An 18,667-nucleotide genomic window follows, 5' to 3' on the forward strand; every position below is an offset into this window, starting at 1 on the left:
GGGTTCCGTCCAAATCTAGGCGGGGGGTGCGCTGGCGCCAGAGGGACCGGCAAACGAGGACCGTTCGCTCGCCCGCCGCCCCCCGGGACGAGCGCACGAACGAACGAACGGGGGGCGCCGAAACGGCGTCCCCGGACGGATCACCGTGTGAGAGCGTACAGCGCCACGGCGAGCGGGATCCACGGCACCCCCAGGAGGGCCACGAGGACGATCTTCACGATGCGGCGACGGCGGGCGGTCATCGGACGTCTCGGAGGGTGAACACGCTCTCCGGGGTCCGTGAGCAAGCGCGGTGCCGTGACGCAGGTGCGGGATCACCGCGCGACCAGGGCGCGCGCTCGGCGTCACCGCTGGCCGACCGGAAGAAAATCCATGCACCACCGGGGATCGCCCGGAATAATGTGCGCCCGGAGACCGAGAGATGGCCGGTGATGTCGCGATCTACGGCAAGGACACTTGCCCCTACACCAGCGCCGCGCGCGACGACTACGCCGCGCGAGGCGTAGCCGTGACCTATTTCAACGTGAAGAAGGACCCGGAGGCGATGCGCCGGTTCCTCGAGCTGTCTGGCGGCGATCGGCGCGTTCCGCTCATCGTCGAGCGGGGTCGCGTCTCGATCGGCTTCGGCGGCACCTGAGGGGTGTAGCGGCGCTCCCGTGTGGAGCGCGTGGCCGGCTCAGCGGCCGTACAGCGCCCGGCGATTGCCGCGGAACCCCGGGCCGCCCACGAACTGCGGCGGCGGCGCCTCGAGGTGGAACTGGAACCACTGCTCGGCGTAGAGCTTGCCGAGCTTGAGCTTCTTCCCGTTCTGCAGGGCCTGGAGCGAGGTCTTCAGCTTCTCGTCCGAGCCGTTCGCCTGGACCGCCCGGCCGAGCACGGAGATGGCGGCCTCGTGCTCGCCCTCGTTCTCGAGGACCCAGGCGTACGAGGACCACAGCACGCCTTCCTTCTTGTTCGTCTTCACCGCGTCCTCGAACACCTTCTTCGCGCCCGCGAGGTCCCGCTTCTTGTAGCGGGCGACCGCGAGCATGCCCCGCGCGATCCAGTTCCGCGAGAAGCTCTTCTCGAGGTGGGGCAGGGCGGCGTCGAAGTCCTTCCGGATGTACTGGAGGATCCCGATGTTCGAGTGGAGCTGGGAGGCCACGAGGAACTGCCAGGGCGCGAGGGCGAAGCCACCCTCCAGCGTCTGGATCGCCTTGTCGAACTTCTGCGCCTGGACCTCGCGCTGCATGCCCTCGAAGATCACCTCGAGGCGCTTCCAGGTCCGGCGCGCCAGGACGAGGTAGGCCGCGAGCGCGACGATGAGCCCGGGGAACACGGCGGCGGCCCAGCCGAACTCGGTCCCGAACCGGATGCCGAGGGCGACCGCGACGCCGAGCGCAAGGCTGATGAGCAGGTTCCACATTCGAGAAGGTCCTCGGGTCAGGTGCGGCGTACGGATACACGCGCCCAGCGCCCCGCCGCAAGGGAAAAGCCCCGGAGCGGCGGGGGCCGGGAGCCAGTGATTTGGCCCTCCCCGGACTCGAACCGGGACGGGGGGTCGCCCCACTCGATTTTGAGTCGAGCGCGTCTACCATTCCGCCAGAGGGCCGCGCGGGCACGGACGCTACCAGAAAATCCCGTCCCGCGCATGAGCCGCGATTCCTATACTGACGCGCACCAATGCCGATTGCGCCGCTCGCAAAACGGCGCAATCCCCTCGCCCCGAGGAGCCGATGGCTCGCCGCGCCGCTTCCGAGTCGATCGACGCCGTGCTCCGGGACGCGGTCGCGGACGTCTCCGGACGCGCCGCCGCGGAGATCGCCCGGGCCATCGCGGATCGGGCCGCGGCGCGGATCGGCGATGCCCTCGAGGCGGCGCTCGCGAAGCGCGGGACGCTGGCCCGGGCCGCGGTCGCGACGCGGCGCGGTGGCCTCCGCGGGGACCTCACCCGCTGGGCCGCGGACCGGCGCGCCAGGCGCGTCCCGACGTTCGTCATCGAGCTGACCGGCCTCGACACGAAGCGGGCGATCGTGGCGCGCTACGGCGAGGGCGCGGTGTTCGAGAAGGGCAAGCCCGCGCCGAGGGCGCGGTAGAACGAATCATCGCGAGGCTCGGGGCGAACGGATGACGCTGTCAGGTCTTCGTGCCGCCGCCGCCGCCGGAGCCGGACCCGGAGGCGCCCGGCGACGCGGTCGAGGTGCCCCCCGGCGCGGCGCCGCCGCTCGCGGACGAGGACGAGGCGGGCGCGGAGCCGCTTCCGGCCTCCGTCTTCTTCTTCGGCGATGCGTAAAGATCCGAGTACCAGCCGCCGCCCTTGAGCTGGAACGAAGTCCGCGACACGAGCCGCGCGAGCCTCGGTGCCCCGCACTCCGGACACTTCTCCGGCGCGGGGTCGGTCATGCGCTGCATGACCTCGGTGAGCCTCCCGCACTCCTCGCAGACGTACTCGTAGATGGGCACGTCCAGATTCTAGTCGCGTGCCGGCGTGCCGCGCGAGGCTACCGCGGGCGGCGGCCGCCGCCGGGCCTTGGGCGCCCTCCGCGCGGCGGCCCGCCCCGGCCCGGGCGGTCGCTGCGATCGGCGGCGCGGGGGGGCCCGGTCCGATCGGCGGCGCGGGGGGGCCCGGTCCGATCGGCGCCGCGGGGGGGCCCGGTCCGATCGGCGCCGCGGGGGCGCCCGGTCCGATCGGCGCCGCGCGAGGGCGGCTTCTTGGCGCCGCGGGGCGTGGGCGTGCCGCGCGACGGAGGGGTGCCGGGCCGAGACGGCGGCCCGCCGGGCCGGCGGACGGGAGCGGCGCCCTCGGAGCGAGGCTGCTCGCGACGGTCCGCCGGAGCCCCCGGGCGGCGATCGGGGCGCGTGCGGTCGCGCGGGGACGAAGGGCGCTCCCCCTTGGCTGCGGGGCCGCGCCGAGGGGCGTCGCGCCTCTCGAACCTCGGCCGTTCCGGACGCTCCGGCCGGGGACGCTCGGAGCGCCGCGGCCCGGTCCGGTCGGGGGCCCCGCGCTCGCGCGGCCGATCCCTGGTCTCGGTGCGTCCACCGGGAGAGCGCGCGCCGCCGCCCCGGTCGCGGCGTTCGGCGCGGGGGCGCTCGCGCGTCCCGGCCGTGAAGCGCGGCTCGAAGGCGCGCGGGCGCCGGACCGGCTCGGAGCCGTCGCGCGCGGCGGGGACATCCCCTGCGGGGCCGAGCGCCAGCCCGAACTTCGCCTCGAGCGTCGAGACGGTCTCCGGCGCCAGCGAGAGGCTCCGCCCGAACGCAGACCGGATCGGCTCGACGCCGGCGCGCAGCGCGCGGACGTGCTCCGGGAGGCGAGCCGCCAGATCCGCCTCGATCTCTGCCAGGAGACCGAGATCGAGGAGCCGCTCGGGATCTTCGAGCAGGAGGTGGACGCGATCGGTGAGCGTCGCGCGCCCGCGGAGGTCCGCCCGCCGCTCGTCGCGGATCCGATCCACGTCGGCGCGCGCGCCGAGCCGATCGACGATCGCGTCGAGGGCGTCCGTCTCGACGCCGAGGGACGCCGCCGCCCGCGCGCGCACGCCGCCCGCCGCGCGGAACGCGTGCAGCACCTCGTCGTGCTCGCGCCGCTCGAATGCGCGGGCGAGGCCGTGCTCCTCGAGCAGAGCCGCGAGATCCTCCTCGCGCGGCGCGCCACCCTCGTCGCGGCGCCAGCCGGCCCCGAGCTCCGCGAGGATGAGGGCCCGCCGCGCGCCGTGGCGGCGCACGAGCCGCTCGAGCACGGCGCGCCCGCCCGGCTCGAGGAGCGCGCTCACCGCGGGCAGCGAAGGGGGTGCGTCCGGTGGCGTTGCAGCCCGGTCGCGGGCTCTCCGCACGACGATGGCCGCGGCGCGCGGGCCCGCCTTCTTGCGGGGTGCGCGGACCCGCTCCGGCGCGGGCGCCTCGGGCGCGACCTCGGGCTCGATCTCCCGGCGGTACCGGCCGGCGCGCTCGCGCTCCGCGGCGACGTCGGCCGGCGCTCCCCGCGCGAGATCCGCGAGGGCGAACGGCCCGAGCGGCCGCGCGGGGGGGGGATCCGCGAGCAGCGCGCGGACGGCGAGCAGCTCGTCCCAGCCCAGGGCGCCGAGCGCGGCGCGGATCTCGGCCGCGCCGGTCTGCCGACCGGCCTCCGCGCACCAGCGCGCCACCCGCTCCAGGATCTCCGCATCCAGCTCGGCCATCGCGAGCCGGAACCTTGCCGACGGGGCGTCCGGAGTCAAGGTTCACGTTGCCGGTGCCTGCGGTGCGTGCTTCACTGCGGCGCATGCCTCCCCCCACGCGCGGCGGTGCGGTGCGGTCACCTCCGATCGTGCGGACCCTGCGCTGGGTCCTGTTCGGGATCCTGGCCGCCTCGGCGGCGCTGACGCTCGTCGGGCTTCCCGAGCTGCAGCGCGCGGTCGCCGCCGGCCGCTGGCCGCCCGCGGCGCTCGCCCTGCCGCCCGCGTTCCTCGCGGTGTTCATCGTCGGCTACGCCGCGTACCGCTTCGTCCTCGTGCGCGCCGGCCGCTACCCGGCCGGCAAGGCGTTCGTGCAGCTCGGGCTCATGCTGCTCGTCCTCGGCGTCGTGGCGGGGATCGCCCGCGAGCGCGGGCGCCCCCCGGTCGCATCGCCCGTCGATCTCGCCCGGGCGCTCACGTCGTCCGACGCGGACGTGCGCGCGATGGCGGCGGAGCTGCTGCGGCACCGCCCGCGGGCGGCGGCGCTGCCCCAGGTACCCCGCCTCGTGGATCTGCTCGCGGATCCCGAGCTGGCGGTCCGTGACCAGGCGCGCGAGACCCTGGTCGCGCTCGCCGGGAGCGACGCAGGCGGGGAGGGCCCCGGTGCGGCGGATCGCTGGCGCGCGTACTGGCGCGAACAGGGCGTTCTTCCTACGGCGCAACCCTAGGGGTTCGGCAGGCGCACGTCGCCCCGGCGCCTCGGCGCGCGGGGGCTTGTCACCTTCCCGCTCGGTCTGATATTGAGAATCGCTATCAACATGAACGCGGACCGGGACAGGACGAGGATGGCAGCGACAGGGCGGGGTGGCGCGGAGCACGACGAGACGGCATCGCCGTCCGCCCGGCTCGGCGCGTACATCGAGGAGCGCGGGCTCAAGCACTCCCGCCAGCGAGAGCGGATCGCTCAGACCTTCTTCGACATGGGCGGCCACGTCACGGTGGAGCAGCTCGTCGTGCGTTGCCGCCGCGACGACGCCCGCATCTCCGTCGCGACGGTGTACCGCACGATGAAGCTGCTCGCGGAGTGCGGCCTCGCGTCGGCGCGGCAGTTCGGCGACGGGCAGACCCGGTACGAGCCCGCGGCCGGTCGCGCCCACCACGATCACCTCATCTGCACGAGCTGCGGCGAGATCGTCGAGTTCGCGAACGAGCGGATCGAGACGCTCCAGGCGCTCGTCGCCCGCCGCCACGGCTTCGAGGTCGAGAGCCACCGGCTCGAGCTCTACGGCCGATGCGCGCGGTGCAAGGCGGCGCGCCCCCGGGAGGTGCGGCCGTGACGCCCCCTCCCGCCGCCGGCGCCACTGCGCGCCGGGACCCGGAGCTCGAGCGGAAGCAGGTCGTGACCGCGGAGCGAGCGGTCATCCTCGTCGGCAACCCGAACGTGGGGAAGAGCGTGCTGTTCGGCGCGCTCACCGGCAAGTACGTCACGGTCTCGAACTACCCCGGCACCACGGTCGAGGTGACGCGCGGGACGGCGACGATCGAGGGGCAGTCCTGGCACGTGATGGACACGCCGGGCACGAACAACCTGCTCCCGATGTCGGAGGACGAGCAGGTCACCCGCGACATCCTCCTGTCCGAGCGCGGCTACGTCTGCCTCCAGGTCTGCGACGCGAAGAACCTGCGCCGCGGCCTGCTCCTCGCGGCGCAGCTCGCCGAGGCCGAGATCCCCTTCGCGCTCGCGCTCAACATGGCGGACGAGGCCGAGAGCCGCGGCATCGCCATCGACGAGGGGCGGCTCGCGAAGACGCTGCAGATCGACGTGGTCCGGACCGTCGCGGTGCAGCGGAAGGGGCTCGCGGCGCTGCAGGCGCGCCTCGGCTCCGCCCGGCCGTCGCCGTGGCGGCCGCGCTACGACGAGGCGATCGAGGCGGCCCTCGCCGAGATCGCGCCGCTCATGCCGGTCGGCGGCATCGGCGCGCGGGCGCTCGCGCTCATGGCGCTCGTGGGCGACGAGTCGCTCCGGACGCACCTCGCCGCCCACCTCGCCGAGGCCGATCTCGCCCGCCTCGACGCGGTCCGCCGGACGCTCGCGGCCCGGTATCCGGAGTCCCTCCGCTTCGTGGTCGCGCGCCAGCGCCTCGCGGCCGTCGACCGGCTCCACGACGCGGTCGTCACGCGGGGCATCGCGTCGGCCACGAGCGGGTTCGCGCGGAAGCTCGGGGCCTGGTCCACGCACCCGCTCTGGGGCATCCCGATCCTCGCCGTCGTCCTGTGGTTCGCCTACGAGTTCGTGGGCGTGCTCGGGGCCGGCAAGGCGGTGGACTTCCTCGAGCACACGGTCTTCGCGAACTACCTCGTCCCGTGGACCGACGCGCTCGTGCGTCACCTCACCCCCGCCGGCGCGGTCCAGGAGTTCCTCGTCGGTCCGCCGGGCGTCCCGTACACCGACCACGGCGGCTTCCTCGTGGGCCGGTACGGGATCGTATCGATGGGCCTGTCGTACGCCGTCGCCATCGTGCTCCCGATCGTCACGACGTTCTTCATCGCGTTCTCGATCCTCGAGGACTCCGGCTACCTGCCGCGGCTCGCGGTGATGGTGAACAAGATCTTCAAGCGGATGGGCCTGAACGGGAAGGCCGTCCTGCCGATGGTGCTCGGGCTGGGCTGCGACACCATGGCGACGATGACCGCCCGCATCATGGAGACGCGCAAGGAGCGGGTGATCGTGACGCTCCTGCTCGCCCTGGCCGTGCCGTGCTCGGCGCAGATGGCGGTGATCCTCGCGATGACGTCCGGGCTGTCGCGAACCGCGAACCTCTGGTTCCTCGGGACGCTGCTCCTCGTCATCTTCCTCGTGGGCTGGCTCTCGGCGAAGGTGCTGCCCGGCCGGGGCTCGGACTTCATCCTCGAGCTGCCGCCGCTCCGCGTGCCGCAGGCGAGCAACATCGCCGTGAAGACGTCCGCGCGGATCGAGTGGTACCTGCGCGAGGCGCTCCCGCTCTTCGTCCTCGGCACGCTCATCCTGTACGTGCTCGACCGGTTCCACCTCCTCGGCGTGCTCGAGCGGGCGATGTCCCCGGTCGTCGTCGGGCTCCTGAACCTGCCGCCGCAGGCCGCGAGCGCGTTCATCCTCGGCTTCCTGCGCCGCGACTACGCCGCCGCCGGGCTGTTCCGGTACTTCGAGCCGTACATGAAGGCGGGCACGATGACCTGGAACATGGAGATCCAGGTGGTGGTCGCGCTCGTGACGATCACGCTCTTCATCCCGTGCATCGCGAACTTCTTCATGATCCTGAAGGAGCGCGGCTGGAAGACGGGCGTCGCCATCGCGGCGTTCATCCTCCCGTTCTCGTTCGGCGTCGGGGCGGCGGTGAACCAGCTGATGCGCCTCGCCCACTAGGAGCGCCGCCTTGCCCGCCGTCGTCGACCGCAACGAGAGGTGCCCGCTCTGCGGGCTCGAGTTCTCCGCCGAGGGACAGGGCTGCCGCCCGAGCTGCCCGATGTCGAAGGGCTGCAAGGTCCTGTGCTGTCCCGGGTGCGGCTACAGCTTCCCGCAGGAGACCGGCCTCGCCGGACGGCTGCGGCAGCTCTTCGATCGCATGAAGAAGGAGAGGGGAGTCACGCCGTGAGCGACCTCACGCAGCGCAAGGAAGAGATCCTCGAGGCGGTGTTCACCGAGCGGGAGGCGGGGCGGGACGGGATCGGTGACGTCCTCCTCGCGGCGAGCCGGGAGCTGACCGCCGGCGCGGCGCCGGTCGACCTGGAGGCGCTCGCGAAGGACGGGCTCGCGACGCTCTCCGACGGTCGGGTCGCGCTCACCGCCGACGGTGAGAAGCGTGCGCGGGACATCGTCCGCCGTCACCGGCTCACCGAGCGGCTCTTCCGTGACCTCCTCGACGTGGGGGAGCGGGTGATGGAGGAGCAGGCCTGCGCCCTCGAGCACATCCTCTCGGTCGAGGCGACCGACTCGGTCTGCACGCTACTCGGCCACCCTCCGACCTGCCCGCACGGGAAGCCGATCCCTCCCGGCCCGTGCTGCGGCGCGTACCAGAAGACGCTCCGGCCCCTCGTCACCGGGCTGCCGGCGTTCACGCTCGGCGCCACCGGCCGCATCGTGTTCATCGCGCCCAAGTTCCACGACCGCATGGACCGGCTCGCGGCGCTCGGGGTCATCCCGGGCAGCACGATCCGCCTCCATCAGCGCTCGCCCTCGTTCGTCATCGAGGTCGGCGAGACCACCATCGCCCTCGATCCCGAGATCGCGGGCGAGATCTACGTGAAGCCCGTCGAGGCGAGATAGCGCCTCGACATCCGGTCGACGCGGGGTCGCGTCGGCCAAGCCGTGCACCCGGGGGAGCGCCGAGGAGTGGGTCCGTCCGGATCCAAGTTGAGAATGACAATCAAGATCACCGAGACCATGCTGCTCACCGCCCTGCTCGCGACCGCGGCGCCCGCGCTCGCGCGGGACCTTGCCCAGCAGGCCCCGGCATCCGGGGACGAGGCCACGCCCGCGACGAAGCCGGACGAGACCGCGAAGAAGCCGGACGAGACCGCGAAGAAGCCGGACGAGACCGCGAAGAAGCCGGACGAGACCGCGAAGAAGCCGGACGAGACCGCGAAGAAGCCGGACGAGACCGCGAAGAAGCCCGAGGAGGCCGCGTCGAAGGAGGAGGTCCGCACGCTCGCCGAGGAGCTGCGGCGGCTGAAGCTCGAGATCGGGCTGCGCGACGTGGAGTACCAGTCGTTCGGCGGCATGGGGCCCGCCGCATCCAAGGTCTACTTCGCGCCGAAGGGGCTCTCCATCGGCGGCTACGGGGAGGTCACGTACCGGAACTTCACCCACGACGTGGCGAGCGACCAGACCGACCTCCTCCGCGCCGTCCTCTACGCGGGCTACCGCTTCAACGAGCGGATCGTCTTCAACTCGGAGATCGAGTTCGAGCACGCCGGGCGCGAGGTCTCGGTCGAGTTCGCCTACCTCGACTTCCTGTTCACGGACGCGCTGCGCCTCCGGGTGGGGAACGTGCTCGTCCCCATCGGCTTCGTGAACCAGATGCACGAGCCGCCGTTCTTCAACGGCGTCTTCCGCCCCGACGTCGAGCAGTACCTGATCCCGACGACCTGGAGCGAGAACGGCGTCGGGGTGCACGGCGAGATCGCCGGCCTCCGCTACAAGGCGTTCCTCCTGAACGGCCTCGACGTCTTCCGCGACGCGGGCGACGAGCCAGTCGAGGCGGCGTCGTGGCTCCGCGAGAGCCGCACCGGCGGCGCCGAGTCGCGCGCCGCGACCGCGGCGGGCGTCCTCTCCCTCGAGTACGCGGCCGGACCGGCGACGGTCGGCGGCGCGGTCTACTACGGGCGCGCCGACCAGCGCCGGATCCCGGGGGTGAAGGCCGAGGTCGGCATGGCGGAGCTGCACGGCCAGCTCGCGTGGCGCGGTGCGACGGCGCGGGTCCTCGGCGTGGTGGGCACGCTCGGAGACGCGGCGGCCGTGAACGCGAACCTGGTGAACGGGGCGGGCGGTATCGGCCTCGCGCCGGACGAGGGGCTGGGCTCGCGCGTCCAGGGCGGCTACGCCGAGCTCGCGTACGACGTCCTCTCGCTCTTCGCGCCCGGCGGCGAGTCGTCGCTGTCGCCGTTCGCGCGCGTGGAGCGGTACGACCTGAACGCGCGGGTGCCTGCGGGGTACGTGCGGAACGGCGCCGTCGACCGGACGGTCGTCACGGCGGGGCTCACCTACAAGCCGATCCCGACGGTGGTCGTGAAGACGGACTGGCAGCGCAAGGACCCGCGGACCGGCGACACGACGGACCAGGTGAACGTCGGCGCGGGGTTCGTCTTCTAGGAGGACGCGATGCGGAAGGCGGTTCACAGGGCCGTCGTCGGGGTGGCGCTCGTCGCCGCGACGGCGGCCTCCGCCGCGGAGGCGCCGCGGAAGGACGAGGCCGTGGTGCGATCGCTCTTCCCGGACGCCGAGCGGATCGAGACGAAGGACGTGATCCTCACCGACGCGATGGTGGCGCGCATCGAGCCGCTCGCGCGCGCCCGCGTGAAGGAGCGGCTCGTCACCTTCTACACGGCGAGGAAGGGCGCCGCGGCGCTCGGGTACGCGGTCATCCACAGCCACGTGGTGCGCACCAAGCGCGAGACCTTCGCCATCGCGTTCGAGCCGGACGGGAGGATCCGGAAGATCACGGTCCTCTCCTTCCTCGAGCCCGAGGAGTACAAGCCGAGCGAGCGGTGGCTCCGGCAGTTCGACGGGAAGGGCCCCAAGGACCGGCTCGCCGTCGGCGACGACCTCGCGCCGATCAGCGGCGCCACGCTCACGGCCCGCGGCATCGCGGAGGAGTCGCGCTGGCTCCTCCAGGCCCTCCGGGAGGCGGTCGAGGTGAAGCCATGAGGTTCCTCGTGCAGCCCACGCCGGAGGCGCTCGCGCGGGCGCGCCCGCCGGTCCGCGCCTTCCTCGTCTTCGCCGCCCTCGCGCTCGCGGGGCTCGCCGTGCAGCGGATCGCGAACGGCGGGCTCACCGCCTCCGGCGTCGAGGGGTTCTACCTCGCGGGCGGCGACCCGCTGCCAGCCGCGGCGCTCTGGGAGGAGGTCCACACCGGCGCGTTCCTCTACGGGTTCGTGCTCCTCGTGCTCGGCTCGCTCCTCGCCGTGTCGCCGGTGCCGGCCTGGGTGCGAGGCCCGGGCTTCACCGCGGTCGTCGCCGCGACGCTCGCGGACCTGTTCGCCCCGTTCGCGGTGGTGCGCCTGCACGGCGCGGGCGGGCTGCGCGTCGCCACGTCCGTCGCCGCGCTGGTCGGCGTCGCCGCGCTCGTCGCCGTCGCCTGGGTCGCGTACGGCAGGCCCCGAGCCGCGCGCGGCCGGCACCACCGGCACGCGCACCGGAGGCCGGCATGACCGATCCGCGCCTCGCGCCTCACCGCGGCCCCGCGCTCGCGTTCGCGCTGTACCTGCTCGTGTCCGCCGCGAGCGGGGCGATCCTGTTCCTGCTCAAGCTCGGCGCCCGGACGCAGGGCGTCGCCGAGTTCTACCTCGGGTCCGAGGCGCGCTTCGCGGCCCCGAAGACGCTCGGCGGGATCCTCGAGGTCGCGCTGCCGCACCTCGTCGCGCTGCCGCTCGTGCTGTTCGCGGCGAGCCACGTCGTCGGGTTCGCGCGCGCCGTCGCGCCCCGCGCGTTCTCCTGGCTCGTCGGGCTCTCCTTCGGCAGCGCGCTCGCCGGCGTCGCCGCCGGCTTCGGCGTGCGGTTCTTCTCGCCGGGGATGGCGTGGGTGAAGCTCGGCGCCTTCGTCGCGCTCGAGCTCGCGCTCCTCGGCTGGGCCGCCCTCCTCGCAGCGATCTTCGGGCCGGTCCGGCAGGCGACGAGCGCGCGCGGAGCGCTCCGGCGAGTCGCGCGCGCCGACGTCCCGGACGCGCGGCGCGCGAGCTAGCGGGGCGCCGCGCCTGACCGCGCCGCGTCCGGCGCGGTCCGCAGCCGCGCGCGGAGGGCGTCCGATGCGATCACGCCGCCGTCTCCAGTCACCACGACCGCGGCGGCGCCCCACGCCTCGGCGCGAGCGATGCCGGCGGCGCCGCCCTCGATGAACACCGCCTTCCCGAGGATCTCCGCGTCTACCGCCGTGCGGGCGAGGATGGTCGCCGCGCGGCTCGCGGGCGCGGGCCGGCAGGTGCGCGGGTCGATGACGTGGTGGTAGCGCGTCCCGCCGGCGTCGAACGCGTGCTCGTAGTCTCCCGTGGTGGAGAACGCGCGGTCCGAGACGTCGAGCGCCGCCATCGCGTCGAGCGGCCCGCCGCGCGGATCGCGGATCGCGACGTGCCACGGCTCCTCCCCGCGCCGGCCCGCCGCGTAGAGATCGCCGCCCGCCTGGAGCAGGAAGTCCCGGTAGCCCAGGAACCGGAGCGTCCGCGCGGCGGCGTCGAGCGCCCAGCCCTTCGCGAGCCCGCCGAGGCCGACGCGCATCCCGGCCCGCGCGAGCCTCGCCTCGCAGCCGCGGCCGGCGCGCGGCCGCAGCTCGAGACCGCGGTGATCGACGAGCGGGCAGCGGGCGCGGAGCAGCGCGTCGGGGGGCGGCGCCGCCGCCGTCCCATCGAAGCGCCACAGGTCGGAGAGCGCCGCCCAGGTCGGGTCGAAGAGGCCGCCGGTCCGCTCCGCGCCCGCCTTCGCGAGCGCGAGCGCCTCGCAGAGCTCGCCGGGGAGCGCGACCCAGCCTCGTCCCGCGCGCGCGTTCAGGGTGGAGAGGGGCGAGTCGGGGCGCCACTCGTTCATCGTCGCGTCGACCCTTGCGAACACGCCGAACGCCGCCTCGATCCCCGGCGCGGCGCGGGAGGGCTCGGCCGTCACGATGGTGACCGTCGCGACCGAGCCCATGGCCGGACGGGTCTCCGTCACGAGGGCGACCGGGCCCACGGCGAGCGCCAGAGCGGCGAGGACGGCCGTCACGGCCCGGTCCTTAAGCTCAAAACACAGCATTTCCAAGTGAGTTCACGCCCGGGACGACGCACCGTCGCGCGTCAGGTTGACGCGGCTCGTTCAAGTGGCTAGATCCCGTTCAATCGATGAACGGAGATTCATCAAGATGACGACCGCTTCAGCCGGCGTAACCCGCCTCAGGGATCGGCTCCGCGAGGAGACCGCGAAGGCGATCCTCGCCGCCGCCGAGGAGGTGTTCGCCGAGGACGGCCTGCACGCCGCGCGCGTCGAGCAGATCGCGGCGCGGGCCGGCGTGGCGGTCGGCACGGTCTACAACCACTTCTCGGACAAGGAGGGGCTCCTCGGCGCGCTCTCCCGGACGCGGTGCGAGGCGCTGCTCGACCGCGCCGACGCCGCGCTCGCGGCCGCCGACGGCCGCCCGATCGAGGAGCAGGTCCGCGCCTTCCTCGACGCGCTCGTCGAGCACGCCCGCGCCCACGGCCGGTTCCTCTCTGCGCTGGTGCAGGCCGGGGAGGGGCCCGCCCGGATGCGGCCCTCGTCGACGCTCCTCGACGAGCTGCAGGCGCGCGCGCAGCGCGTCGTCGAGCGCGGGCTCGCGTCCGGCGAGCTGCGTGACGACGGCGCGAGGCTGTTCGCGGCGGGGCTCGTCGGGATCGCGCGGGCGTCCATCCTCCTCGCGCTCCAGGGCCGGGGCTCGTTCGACGCCTACGCGCCCGCGGTGGTGGAGCTGTTCCTCCGGGGAGCGCGCGCGTGAGCACCGCGGCGACCCTCCCGATGGCGGCGGCCCCGGCGCGCCCCGCGACGAACAAGTGGCTCGTCACGGTGTCGGTGACGTTCGGCACGCTCATGGGCGCCATCGACTCGTCGATCGTGAACGTCGCCCTGCCGCAGATCCGGGGCGCGGTCGGCGCCACGGTCCAGGAGATCACCTGGATCACCACCGGGTTCGCCATCGCGACGGTGATCGTGATGCCGCTCACCGCGTTCCTCGGCCGGCTCTTCGGCCAGAAGCGCGTCTACATGCTGAGCCTCGCGATCTTCATCGTCGGGTCGGCGCTCTGCGGCGTCGCCTCGAGCCTCGAGCAGCTCGTCATCTTCCGCGCGCTCCAGGGGTTCGGGGCCGGCGCGCTCCAGCCGACGGAGCAGGCCATCCTGCGCCAGACCTTCCCGCCCAAGGAGCAGGGCATGGCGATGGCCCTGTTCGGCATGGCCGTGATGGTGGGACCGGCCATCGGCCCGACCCTCGGCGGCTACATCGTCGACAACTATCACTGGTCGTGGATCTTCTTCATCAACCTGCCGGTCGGCGTGCTCGGCCTGTTCATGGTCTGGCGGTTCGTGCACGAGCCGGAGGACATCCGCGCCGCGAACCAGGCCGCCTCGAAGGAGCTGCGCGGCAACCTGGACTGGCTCGGGATCGCGCTCCTCGCCGTCGGTCTCGCCGCGCTGCAGTTCTTCCTCGAGGAGGGGCAGCAGAACGACTGGTTCGACTCGAGCCTCATCACCGTCTGCGCGCTGCTCTCCGTCGCCGCGCTCGCCCTGTTCGTCTGGCGCGAGCTGACGGCCAAGGTGCCCGCGGTGAACCTCCGGCTCTTCAAGGACCCGGTGTTCACCTCCGGCACGCTGATCGGCGCGGTGATGTTCGCGATCCTGCTCGCGAGCATGTTCCTCCTGCCGCTGTTCATGCAGGAGCTGCTCGGGTTCACCGCGATGCAGTCCGGGCTCGCGCTCATGCCGCGCGTGCTGGTGATGATGCTCGTGACGCCGCTCGTCGGCCGGCTCTACGGCAAGGTCTCCGCGCGGCTGCTCATCGGGATCGGCGTCCTCCTCGTCGCCTACGGCGCCTACGACGTGTCGCACATCACGCTCGCGTCCTCGTCGGAGGGCATCACCCGCGCCATCCTGGTGCAGGGGATCGGCTTCAGCTTCCTGTTCGTCCCGCTCACGACCGCCGCCCTCTCCAACGTGCCGCGCGCGCGGCTCGCCGACGCGACCGGCCTGAACTCGCTGCTCCGGCAGGTGGGCGCGTCGATGGGGCTCGCCATCTTCGCGACGCTGCTCTCGCGCTGGGGCTCGCACGCCCGCGGGAGCCTCGTCGCGCACCTCTCGCCGGACCGGCCCGAGGTGCAGGAGCGGCTGTCCGCGCTCGCCGCCGGCTTCGCCCAGCGCGGGTTCGATCCCGTGTCCGCCCGCGAGGCGGCGCTCCGGGCGCTGGACGGGATCGTGACCCGCCAGTCCATGGTCATCGCCTTCGAGCAGGTGCTCCTGCTCACGGGCATCTGCTTCCTCTGCGTCCTCCCGCTGCTCTTCTTCCTGAAGGTGAACCGTCGTGGATCGGGAGAGAAGGTCCACGTCGAGATGGAGATGTGAAATGACGCCCCCCCGAGATCCCCAGCTGCACGAGGTCCGCCCCGAGCCGACCGAGGCTCCCGTCGTCAACGAGCCGGGCGCAGAGCCGGTCGCGCCGCCGCGTCGCGGCAAGCGCCGGGTCCTGCTCGTCGTCGGCGTCGTCGCGCTCCTCGCCGGCGCGGCGTTCGGCGCGCACGGATACCTCACGCGCGGCGAGGTGAGCACCGACGACGCGCAGGTCGAGGCCGACGTCGTGCCGATCGCGCCCCGCGTCGCCGGCACGATCTCCGAGGTCCTCGTCGCCGACAACGCACCGGTGACGCTCGGGCAGCCCATCCTCCGCCTCGACGACGCCGACTACCAGGTGCGCGTCCGGCAGGCGCAGGCCGAGCTCGAGACGGCGCGCGCGCAGACCGCCGCCGCGGACGCCCAGGTGACCGGGGCGCGCGCGTCGGTGACGAAGTCCGAGGCCGAGGCCGAGAAGGCCGGACTGGACCTGCGCCGCGCCGAGGCCCTCAAGGCGGGCGACGCCATCGCGGCCGAGCGGTTCGACGCGACCCGGATCGGCAGCGAGACCGCCCGCGCCGGCGCCGGCGCGAACCGGGCCCAGTACGCGGCGGCGCTCGCCAACGCGGAGCTCGCGCGGGCGCGCGTGAAGGCCGCGGAGGCCGCCGTCGACGCCGCGAAGCTCCAGCTCTCCTACACGGTGGTGAAGGCGCCCGCCGCGGGGGTCGTCTCCCGGCTCGGGGCGCGGGCAGGGCAGATCGTCCAGCCCGGCCAGAACCTCGGCCAGCTCGTCCCCGACCGGACCTACGTCGTCGCGAACTTCAAGGAGACGCAGACCGGCGGGATCCACCGCGGCCAGAAGGTGGACGTCGAGATCGACGCCTACGGTGGCCGGAAGATCGAGGGGACGGTGGACAGCGTCTCCGGCGGGACGGGGGCGCGGTTCGCGCTGCTGCCGCCCGACAATGCGTCCGGAAACTTCGTGAAGGTGGTCGAGCGCGTGCCGGTGCGGATCGCATGGGTGAACCCGCCCGCCGACCTGCCGCTCCGCGCCGGCCTGTCGGCGTTCGTGACGGTCCATACGCGATAGCGACCGCTCGCGGCCGATTTCTGGACGCGCCCCGCCGGGCTGCTACGGTCGTCCCGCGAGGCTCCTGAGCATGGCCGGGATCGGCGGTCGGCGGTGGTGGGTGTACGTGGGCGGGGTCGCGGTGCTCGCGACCCTGTCGGCGTTCGATCCGTCCGGCCTCCGGCGGTACGAGCGGCTCTCCGGCGACGTCGAGTCGATGCGGCGCGAGAACGCGCACCTCGCCGCCGAGAACGCCCGCCTCGCGCGGGAGGTCCACGCCCTCCGCAGCGATCCCGCCGCCGTCGAGCGCGCCGTCCGGGAGGAGCTCCGGTACGTCCGGCCAGGCGAGCGCGTCTACGTGCTCGGCGAACGGGGAGGGGCCCCGTGACGTCGGCCGCCACGCCGACGCGCGCGCCGGTCGGAGCGACCCCGAGCGTGCGCCGGCGGCTCGCGCTGCAGCGGCCGCGGCCGGTGCTCGTCCGCCTGTACGCCGCGGTGTTCTCGGAGCTGGGGCTCCTCGGCGCCCCCGCGCGCCGCCGCGGCGCGCGCTTCGTCGCGCGGAGCCTCCCGGCGATCGCCGCCGTCGGCCTCGGGGCCCTCGTCCCGCTCCGCGTGTTCGAGGCGCCGCTGTTCGGGTGGCCGCAGATCTCGGCGATGGCGGTCCTCGCGGTCGCGCTCGGCGCGGTCGTGTGGCGCCGCGTCGCGCGCACGGCCGCGGGCGACGCGGCGACCTATCGCGAGCAGCTGGAGCTCGGCTCGGTCTTCGTCGTCGCGGCGTACGTGCTCGCGCAGAGCGCCGCCGCGGGGCACGGGGAGTCCGCGTTCCAGGCGGTGGTCTACCTGGTGATGGCGTTCCTCGTCGCGTTCCTCGCCCCCGGCGTCGGCGCGGCGCTCGTGGGGCTCGCCGTCGCGCTCGAGCTGCTGGTCTGGGCGGCGCACGGCGCGCGCGGCTGGGAGCTCCCCGACGCCATCGTCCACTCCGGGTTCGTGACCGTGTTCGCGGTGCTGTACTGGGGGGTCCTCGCCGCGCAGGTGGCGGCCAGCCGGCGCGACGAGCGGATCGCCATCGACCGGCGGATGAAGGAGATCGACCAGCTCGCCCGGTCGTACCGGCTCACCGTCGCGGCGCCCGACGACGCGCAGGATCGCGACGAGCGCGATCGGCGCTGGCTCGAGGGCGCGGTCATCGAGATCGAGGCCGCCGTCGGCGGCGCGCTCGAGGTCGCCGAGGCGGCGCTCCGGTGTCACACCTGCGCGCTCTTCTGGCTGTCCGACGACGAGAAGGAGCTGGTGCTCCGCGACTGCCGCTCGCCGAGCGAGGCGATCGCGCGGGAGCCGTTCCCCGCCGGGGAGGGCGCCCTGGGCGCCGCCGTCCGGCAGGGGCGGGCGATCCGCATTCACGGCGAGGTGAAGGGCGCGACGTACTACGGCGACGGGATGCGGCCGAGGGCGCTCCTCGCCGTACCGCTCCTCGAGCCGCGCGGCGGGTTCGTGCGGGGCGTCGTCGTCGTCGACCGCCTCGAGGCGGTCCCGTTCTGCGACGACGACGAGCGGCTCCTCGCCAGGCTCGCGGCGGAGATCCTCCGGGCGATCGACGCGGAGCGGCTCATCAAGGACGTGAAGCAGGGCCGCGCCGAGACCGACCGGTTCTACCGCTCCATCGAGCGGCTCAACCGCACGCAGAAGCCGGCCGACGTCTTCGACGCGCTCTTCGAGGTCGCGCGCGAGATGGTGCCCGTCGACTTCGCGGCGATCGTCCTCCGCGAGGAGAACGACGAGACGCGGGTGCGGGTGGTGCGGGTGTTCGGAGGAGAGCACGGCAAGGGTGCGCTCGAGGGCCACGCCTTCACGGTGGACTCGGGCCTCGTCGGCTCCGCGATCCGGATGGACATGATCCTGCCCGTGGCCGCGCCGGATCCCGCGAAGACGCCGGTCTTCGGCGACGTGAGCCTGAAGGGGCTCACGTCGCTCAAGATCCTGCCGCTCCGGGTCGGAGAGCGGCCCGTCGGGGCGCTGGTGCTCGGAGCCGAGCGCAGGAACGCCTACGCGCCGGAGCCGGTGCGGCAGCTGAACGTCGTGGCCATGCACGCCGCGCAGTCGCTCGAGCGCGCCCACCTCTTCGACAAGACGGAGCGGCTCGCGACGACGGACGGCCTCACCGGCCTCGTGAACCACCGCACCTTCCAGGAGCGGCTCGACGGCCACCTCGCCCAGGCGCAGCGCTACGGGAAGAAGATGTCGCTCATCCTCTGCGACATCGACCACTTCAAGTCCGTGAACGACACCTACGGCCACCCCGTCGGCGACCAGGTGCTGCGCGGCGTGGCGAAGACGCTCGGCAAGGACGCGCGCACCACGGACGTGGTGGCGCGCTACGGCGGCGAGGAGTTCGCGATCGTCATGCCCGAGACGGACACCGGCGGCGCGATGGTCATTGCCGAGCGCATCCGCGAGCGCATCGGCAAGCTCGTCTTCGAGACGGAGCAGGGCCCCCTGCGGGTCACGATGTCGCTGGGCGTCGCCACGTTCCCCGAGGACGGCACGAAGAAGGCGGAGCTCGTGGAGCGCGCGGACGGCTGCCTCTACCACGCGAAGCGCCACGGCCGGAACCAGAGCGTCTCGGCGGCGAGCCTGCGGGCGCCGCGCCGGGCCGCGGGCTAGGCGCCGCACGTGCTC

20 protein-coding genes and 1 tRNA gene are annotated in these 18,667 nt (G+C 73.7%); 16 read left to right on the forward strand and 5 right to left on the reverse strand.

What is annotated here, in order from left to right:
• Positions 1–421 precede the first annotated feature (421 nt).
• Positions 422–637: a UXX-star selenoprotein family 1 gene (gene uxx1, locus AMOR_RS27175; protein WP_248356192.1), complete on the forward strand. Its 216-nt coding sequence runs from the start codon at positions 422–424 to the stop codon at positions 635–637.
• Positions 638–676: 39 nt separating this feature from the next.
• Here the strand turns inward: uxx1 and AMOR_RS27180 are convergent, their stop codons facing one another.
• Both AMOR_RS27180 and AMOR_RS27185 read right to left on the reverse strand, forming a co-directional pair.
• A complete protein-coding gene (locus AMOR_RS27180; RefSeq protein WP_248356194.1) occupies positions 677–1,405 on the reverse strand; it encodes a tetratricopeptide repeat protein in 729 nt (242 codons plus the stop codon).
• A 102-nt stretch (positions 1,406–1,507) separates the two neighbouring features.
• Positions 1,508–1,591: transfer RNA gene (locus tag AMOR_RS27185), tRNA-Leu, on the reverse strand.
• Positions 1,592–1,715: 124 nt separating this feature from the next.
• On the opposite strand from AMOR_RS27185, the gene AMOR_RS27190 reads away from it, so the two are divergent.
• A complete protein-coding gene (locus tag AMOR_RS27190; protein WP_248356196.1) occupies positions 1,716–2,075 on the forward strand; it encodes a hypothetical protein in 360 nt (119 codons plus the stop codon).
• 40 nt (positions 2,076–2,115) lie between these two features.
• Here the strand turns inward: AMOR_RS27190 and AMOR_RS27195 are convergent, their stop codons facing one another.
• Positions 2,116–2,442, reverse strand: coding sequence for an FmdB family zinc ribbon protein (locus AMOR_RS27195; protein ID WP_248356198.1), 327 nt, complete (start codon positions 2,440–2,442; stop codon positions 2,116–2,118).
• A 38-nt stretch (positions 2,443–2,480) separates the two neighbouring features.
• Complete coding sequence (locus AMOR_RS27200) at positions 2,481–4,154, reverse strand: Fis family transcriptional regulator (RefSeq protein ID WP_248356207.1); 1,674 nt, start codon at positions 4,152–4,154, stop codon at positions 2,481–2,483.
• A gap of 128 nt (positions 4,155–4,282) precedes the next feature.
• On the opposite strand from AMOR_RS27200, the gene AMOR_RS27205 reads away from it, so the two are divergent.
• From AMOR_RS27205 to AMOR_RS27245, 9 genes are all read left to right on the forward strand, one after another.
• Complete coding sequence (locus AMOR_RS27205; protein ID WP_248356209.1) at positions 4,283–4,858, forward strand: HEAT repeat domain-containing protein; 576 nt, start codon at positions 4,283–4,285, stop codon at positions 4,856–4,858.
• Positions 4,859–4,975: 117 nt separating this feature from the next.
• Positions 4,976–5,467: a Fur family transcriptional regulator gene (locus AMOR_RS27210; RefSeq protein WP_248362622.1), complete on the forward strand. Its 492-nt coding sequence runs from the start codon at positions 4,976–4,978 to the stop codon at positions 5,465–5,467.
• The gene (feoB, locus tag AMOR_RS27215) at positions 5,464–7,533 is read left to right on the forward strand and encodes a ferrous iron transport protein B (protein WP_248356211.1); all 2,070 of its coding nucleotides are present in this window, start codon (positions 5,464–5,466) and stop codon (positions 7,531–7,533) included. The genes AMOR_RS27210 and feoB overlap by 4 nt, the downstream gene beginning before the upstream one ends.
• Positions 7,534–7,543: 10 nt before the next feature.
• Positions 7,544–7,762, forward strand: a complete 219-nt coding sequence (locus AMOR_RS27220; protein ID WP_248356213.1) for a hypothetical protein — start codon at positions 7,544–7,546, stop codon at positions 7,760–7,762.
• A complete protein-coding gene (locus AMOR_RS27225) occupies positions 7,759–8,433 on the forward strand; it encodes a metal-dependent transcriptional regulator (RefSeq protein WP_248356215.1) in 675 nt (224 codons plus the stop codon). The genes AMOR_RS27220 and AMOR_RS27225 overlap by 4 nt, the downstream gene beginning before the upstream one ends.
• Positions 8,434–8,526: 93 nt before the next feature.
• Positions 8,527–9,978 carry a hypothetical protein gene (locus AMOR_RS27230; protein ID WP_248356217.1) on the forward strand — a complete coding sequence of 484 codons (1,452 nt, stop codon included), beginning with the start codon at positions 8,527–8,529 and terminating at the stop codon, positions 9,976–9,978.
• 9 nt (positions 9,979–9,987) lie between these two features.
• Entirely contained in the window at positions 9,988–10,533 is a 546-nt protein-coding gene (locus tag AMOR_RS27235; protein WP_248356225.1) for an FMN-binding protein, read from the forward strand.
• Entirely contained in the window at positions 10,530–11,036 is a 507-nt protein-coding gene (locus AMOR_RS27240; protein WP_248356227.1) for a hypothetical protein, read from the forward strand. The genes AMOR_RS27235 and AMOR_RS27240 overlap by 4 nt, the downstream gene beginning before the upstream one ends.
• Complete coding sequence (locus tag AMOR_RS27245) at positions 11,033–11,566, forward strand: hypothetical protein (RefSeq protein ID WP_248356228.1); 534 nt, start codon at positions 11,033–11,035, stop codon at positions 11,564–11,566. Before AMOR_RS27240 ends, AMOR_RS27245 begins: the two co-directional genes overlap by 4 nt.
• Here AMOR_RS27245 and AMOR_RS27250 read toward each other — a convergent pair.
• Positions 11,563–12,576, reverse strand: a complete 1,014-nt coding sequence (locus tag AMOR_RS27250; protein WP_248356236.1) for an FAD:protein FMN transferase — start codon at positions 12,574–12,576, stop codon at positions 11,563–11,565. The two genes, AMOR_RS27245 and AMOR_RS27250, sit on opposite strands and share 4 nt — an antisense overlap.
• A 136-nt stretch (positions 12,577–12,712) precedes the next feature.
• On the opposite strand from AMOR_RS27250, the gene AMOR_RS27255 reads away from it, so the two are divergent.
• The 5 genes from AMOR_RS27255 (at position 12,713) to AMOR_RS27275 (ending at position 18,652) form a co-directional block, all read left to right on the forward strand.
• On the forward strand, positions 12,713–13,321 hold the full coding sequence (locus tag AMOR_RS27255; protein WP_248356238.1) for a TetR/AcrR family transcriptional regulator: 609 nt from the start codon (positions 12,713–12,715) through the stop codon (positions 13,319–13,321).
• Complete coding sequence (locus tag AMOR_RS27260) at positions 13,318–14,937, forward strand: DHA2 family efflux MFS transporter permease subunit (RefSeq protein ID WP_248356248.1); 1,620 nt, start codon at positions 13,318–13,320, stop codon at positions 14,935–14,937. Before AMOR_RS27255 ends, AMOR_RS27260 begins: the two co-directional genes overlap by 4 nt.
• Position 14,938: 1 nt before the next feature.
• Positions 14,939–16,012: an HlyD family secretion protein gene (locus tag AMOR_RS27265; protein ID WP_248356257.1), complete on the forward strand. Its 1,074-nt coding sequence runs from the start codon at positions 14,939–14,941 to the stop codon at positions 16,010–16,012.
• A gap of 70 nt (positions 16,013–16,082) precedes the next feature.
• On the forward strand, positions 16,083–16,379 hold the full coding sequence (locus tag AMOR_RS27270) for an FtsB family cell division protein (RefSeq protein WP_248356259.1): 297 nt from the start codon (positions 16,083–16,085) through the stop codon (positions 16,377–16,379).
• Positions 16,376–18,652 (forward strand): diguanylate cyclase, encoded by a 2,277-nt coding sequence (locus AMOR_RS27275; protein WP_248356261.1) that lies wholly within the window; start codon positions 16,376–16,378, stop codon positions 18,650–18,652. Before AMOR_RS27270 ends, AMOR_RS27275 begins: the two co-directional genes overlap by 4 nt.
• Positions 18,653–18,667 lie beyond the last annotated feature (15 nt).

Origin of the sequence: Anaeromyxobacter oryzae (genome assembly GCF_023169945.1) — a bacterium.
GTDB lineage: Bacteria > Myxococcota > Myxococcia > Myxococcales > Anaeromyxobacteraceae > Anaeromyxobacter > Anaeromyxobacter oryzae.